General features: G+C 29.1%; 4 protein-coding genes. All 4 read right to left on the minus strand.

All coding sequences use genetic code 11. The features are described 5' to 3' along the window. Positions 1 to 356 precede the first annotated feature (356 nt). Entirely contained in the window at positions 357 to 557 is a 201-nt protein-coding gene (locus Q0138_RS02150) for a MoaD/ThiS family protein (RefSeq protein ID WP_297980267.1), read from the minus strand. A 330-nt stretch (positions 558 to 887) separates the two neighbouring features. Then, positions 888 to 1,808: a TIGR00269 family protein gene (locus Q0138_RS02155; protein WP_297980269.1), complete on the minus strand. Its 921-nt coding sequence runs from the start codon at positions 1,806 to 1,808 to the stop codon at positions 888 to 890. 176 nt (positions 1,809 to 1,984) lie between these two features. Beyond that, positions 1,985 to 3,145 carry a VWA domain-containing protein gene (locus tag Q0138_RS02160; RefSeq protein WP_297980272.1) on the minus strand — a complete coding sequence of 387 codons (1,161 nt, stop codon included), beginning with the start codon at positions 3,143 to 3,145 and terminating at the stop codon, positions 1,985 to 1,987. Between the two features lie 289 nt (positions 3,146 to 3,434). Beyond that, the gene (locus tag Q0138_RS02165; RefSeq protein WP_297980274.1) at positions 3,435 to 4,307 is read right to left on the minus strand and encodes a MoxR family ATPase; all 873 of its coding nucleotides are present in this window, start codon (positions 4,305 to 4,307) and stop codon (positions 3,435 to 3,437) included. Positions 4,308 to 4,406: the final 99 nt, after the last annotated feature.

The raw sequence follows: 4,406 nt of genomic DNA on the forward strand, positions 1-4,406 counted from the left end.
TCTTTAAGTACAAATAACAATTCTTTAAATTAAGATTTTAATCATTTTCAGACAAATTAATCTTTTAAAATATTTTTACTAATTAATAATTTAATAAAACAATAAAATAAATTTTTTTATCTAAAAGATTGAAAATAAATTAAAAAATTAAATAATTTTTTTATAAAAAGATGGAAAATAAATGAAAAAATTAAATAATTTTTTTATAAAAAGATGGAAAATAAATGAAAAAATTAAAAATTACTTATCATTTAAGATTTTAAAAAAAAGAAAAATAAAAAAATGTCAAAAATGTCACAAAAAGAATAATATAACTTAGAAAAAAAGAAAATAGATAATTAAACTTTAAAAATTAATTATCCTCCGTAAATGATTTGAACTAATTCTATTTTGTCCCCTTCTTCAATTACAGCATCTTCAATTACTATTTCTCCATTTTTCTTAGAAACAATTGTTTCAGAAGACAACTCCAATTCATCCAATAGTTCTTTAATAGTTAATTCACCTTTAAGTTCCTTTTCTTCTGTTTTATCCTTAATGATAAGTGTGAAACTCATACAATTCCTCCAAAAATTTTTAAAAATTATAAATCTTATCCCTTCAACTAAATAATATGTTTATCATAATATTTAAAATTATATAACAATAGTTATATTTTTATTAAATTCCATTTAAAAAAATGGAAAACAGATTAAAATTATTAAAATTATTAAAATTATTAAAAAAAAATGAAAACCTGAAAAATAAAGAAAATAAAAAAATAGCTAAAATAAAAATTAAAGAAAAAAAATAAAATAAAAGTAAAAAAATAAAATAAAAGCTAAAAAAATAATAAAAATAGCTAAAAATTAAAGAAAAAAATAAAATAAAAATTAAAAAAATTAAAATTAATGCCCTAATTCTTCTAAAAAGGTACAAGCCCTACACAATCTATTTGAAGAAGGTTCTCCACAACGTTCACAGTTTTTAAAAGTGAAACTGGATTGGAACTCCTCCTTAATAGCAGGCCTTATCTTATCAAATCCTCTTAAAGTGGAATACATAATTGTAGGATGGTCTTTGGAAAGTTCCTTTAAAATATTGGAAATCTCCATTCTAAAGGATTCCTGAGCATATGGGCAACCCGCCAAATGAATGTCCAAACCTTTTGCCAATGCATACAAACCTATTTCCTTTTCAGGAATTTCCCTTAAAGGCTTAATCTTAACTGTAAACAATTCACTATTAGATTCTGTCTTAGGACCTATTTTAGCAAGGTTTTCAGTATTTCCTTCAAGATAATTCATTAAAATAGCTTGAGTCTCATCATCAAGATTATGTCCTGTAGCGATTTTGCTAGCTCCAAACTCTCTTGCAGCCCTATTTATAATCCATCTCCTAAATACACCACAGTAAGTGCATGAACCTCTATGATTCTCATGAGCCATTATCTCATCCAAATCTATACCAAAAGATTCCTTAAATGAAACTACCTTATGGGGAATTCCCAAACGTTCAGCATGAGCCTTGGCAATCTCAACTCCCTCATGCCTATATCCTGCAATACCTTCATCAATGGTTACCGCACATAAGTCAATAATTCTTCTTTCACGATAGGTATTAAGAATTTCCAGAGTTACCACACTATCCTTTCCGCCGGATAATGCTACAAGAACCTTATCTCCCTTTTCAAGAAATTTTTCCTTCTTGATGGTTTGTATAACCTTTTTCTCTATACCCTCTATAAAACAATCCTTACATAAGGCCTGTCCAGAAGCCTTTCTTTTAATAATAACATTTGGATTTCCACATTTAGTACAAGATACCATAATTTTCATCCTTTAAATAATAATCAAACTACAATTAAAAAAATACTTTAAAAAATAATAAAAAAATCACATTTTCTGCAACAAATTCAACAAACCGATTAAAATAAAAAAAATAAAAAAATCACATTTTCTGCAACAAATCCCACAAAACGATTAAAATAAAATAATTTAAAAAATCACATTTCTGCAACGAATTCAGCCAACTGATTTAAAGTGCTGACCTCATAAACCTGAGCGCCTGCTCCCCTATATAATGAAACGCAACTGTCAACAACATCCCATTTCTTCTTGTCTTCCGGGTTTAGTATAATGACCTTCTTTGCCTTGCTGCTCATTTTGGAAATTGATTCAACACTTGCAGGAACTCCGTCAACCTTAGGCCCTGCCCAATCCCTACAGTCTGAAAGAATAATGACATAGGACTTGTTGCTTATTTCAGCCTGCCTCATAAATGATTCAAATGCTGTAAACATATTGCTTGTTCCACGAACCATCATATTACGCATACGCAACAATCTTATCTCAGCAAATGCATTTACCATATACTTTTCCTTAAGAAATTCAGTGGTTTCTATAGTCTTGTTATCAAATTCAAACATACGAGAGTCCTTAAATGACTTTTGACATGCATACATCAACATGAAAAACCAACTGCTGATCCATTCACAGGAACCGCTCACATCATTCAGGAACAAATGCTGTTTTCTGTGAGGCTTCTTCTTTACCTCAACAAGGTCGATTGGAACTCCTCCATATTTCATATTGTTTCGCATTGTACGGCGAATGTCAATCTTGTTGGAATGGGCCAATCTTTTTCTTCTAGATTGTTTGTTTGCAATTTTTCTACCCAATTCAACACACAATTCAAATACCCTTTGGTCAAACTTGTTAAGCTTTGACAAATCACTGTTTAGAATATCATTGTCACGTGCCAAATCCTTGTTTCTATCCTCAAGAACAGGACTTCCTGAAAAGTATTCCATAGCCTGTTCAGCACCCATTTGAATCTGTTTTGCACCAGAACCTTTCTGCTTGCTTATTTTCCATTCATGCTGTGAAAGCTTTCCCCTCATGCTTGTTGGAGAATTAGCCCTATTAAGCTCTTCAGTTAATGAATTAACTTTTTTCTTAACGAAAAATCCATTAAAGGACTCATCAAACTTAGGAATATCATATTTGCTCTTGACATAAATTGATCTGAAAGCATCCCTTAAGGTGTCTACATCATCATCCCCCAGAATATTATAGGTATCAATAGCTGATTGAGTAGACCTAATACTCACAGGTATACCTTCCTTTCTAAGCTGATTAGACAACTTTACAATTCTCTCTTCCATAATAAAACCTTTAATGAATTTTAAAAACTTAAATAACTTAAATATTGGAAAAAAAATCCTTAAAATAAAAAGATAAAAATTAAATTAATTAAAAAAAAATTAAATTAATTCTTAAAAATCCTTAAAATAAAAAGAAAAAAATTAAATTAATTAAAAAAAATTAAATTAATTCTTAAAAATCCTTAAATAAAAAGAAAAAAATTAAATTACTTCTTCCAAAACATATTTAAAAAAATCTTAAATTAAATAAAAGAAAATTTTAAGCTAAAATACACTAAAAACATTTCAATCATTCATTGGTGTATTCATTCCTGAAAATTTCCTTAACAACCTTTGCCTTGTCAGGCTCTGTCTTAATAGCCACTCCAATACTGTCATGAAGTGCAGCATCAACATCTTTATAATCCTTATCCAAATGCATTACAGAGTGAACCCAATCAATTGAAGCCCTTACAGATGGTTTCTTATTTAAATTAAAGGTTCTTATTCTTTGAACCATATTTACAACTTTTTTAATCAAACCATTTTCAGCTTCAGGCAATCTTGCCTTGACAATAGCCATTTCACGTTCAACTGTAGGATAGGAAATATATAAGAACAAACATCTGTCCTTAGTCTCTTCAAGCAAATTCCTTTGAGCATTAGAGGTCAACATTACAACCAAATCATTTTGAAGGGCAAAGGTACCTAAATCATTTACTGTAATCTCCTTTTCACCTAAAGCCTGTAATAGGAAACTTTCCACTTCCTCATCAGCCTTATCAATCTCATCAATAAGAAGAAGGGAAGGCTTATCATTCATGAATGAAGTTAAAAGAGGCCTTCTAATAAAGAAATCCTCTTCAAAAATAGAATCCTCATTGTTTTTTCTACCCTTGAATGCCTCCAAATGAAGCAATTGCTTTTGATAATTCCATTCTCCAATAATCTGTTCAAAGGTAATTCCCTCATAACACTGAATTCTGAAGAAATCCCTACCTAAAGCTTGAGCTACAGCCTTGGCAAGCTCGGTTTTACCTACTCCAGGAGGCCCTTCAATAAGAACAGGTTTTTTTAAGGACAAAGATAAAAATACAGTAGTGCTTATTTCCCTATTGGAAATGTAACCGACACTTTCCAACTGTTTTTCTATTTCATCAATAGTTAAATTTTCATCAGACATTTTAAAACCTTTTAGTTAATTAATCAAATAATTTCAATCAGCATAAATAAATTAAATAATTAAAATAAATTAAATAATTAAAATAAATTAAATAATTAA

It is taken from the genome of uncultured Methanobrevibacter sp., from assembly GCF_937906425.1.
Taxonomy (GTDB): domain Archaea; phylum Methanobacteriota; class Methanobacteria; order Methanobacteriales; family Methanobacteriaceae; genus Methanobrevibacter.

Excerpts from the sequence above, each read along its gene's own strand:
- Q0138_RS02160 (WP_297980272.1), bottom strand. The coding sequence starts at position 3,145 with ATGGAAGAGAGAATTGTAAAGTTGTCTAATCAGCTTAGAAAGGAAGGT.
- Q0138_RS02165 (WP_297980274.1), bottom strand. The coding sequence starts at position 4,307 with ATGTCTGATGAAAATTTAACTATTGATGAAATAGAAAAACAGTTGGAA.
- Q0138_RS02150 (WP_297980267.1), bottom strand. The coding sequence starts at position 557 with ATGAGTTTCACACTTATCATTAAGGATAAAACAGAAGAAAAGGAACTT.
- Q0138_RS02155 (WP_297980269.1), bottom strand. The coding sequence starts at position 1,808 with ATGGTATCTTGTACTAAATGTGGAAATCCAAATGTTATTATTAAAAGA.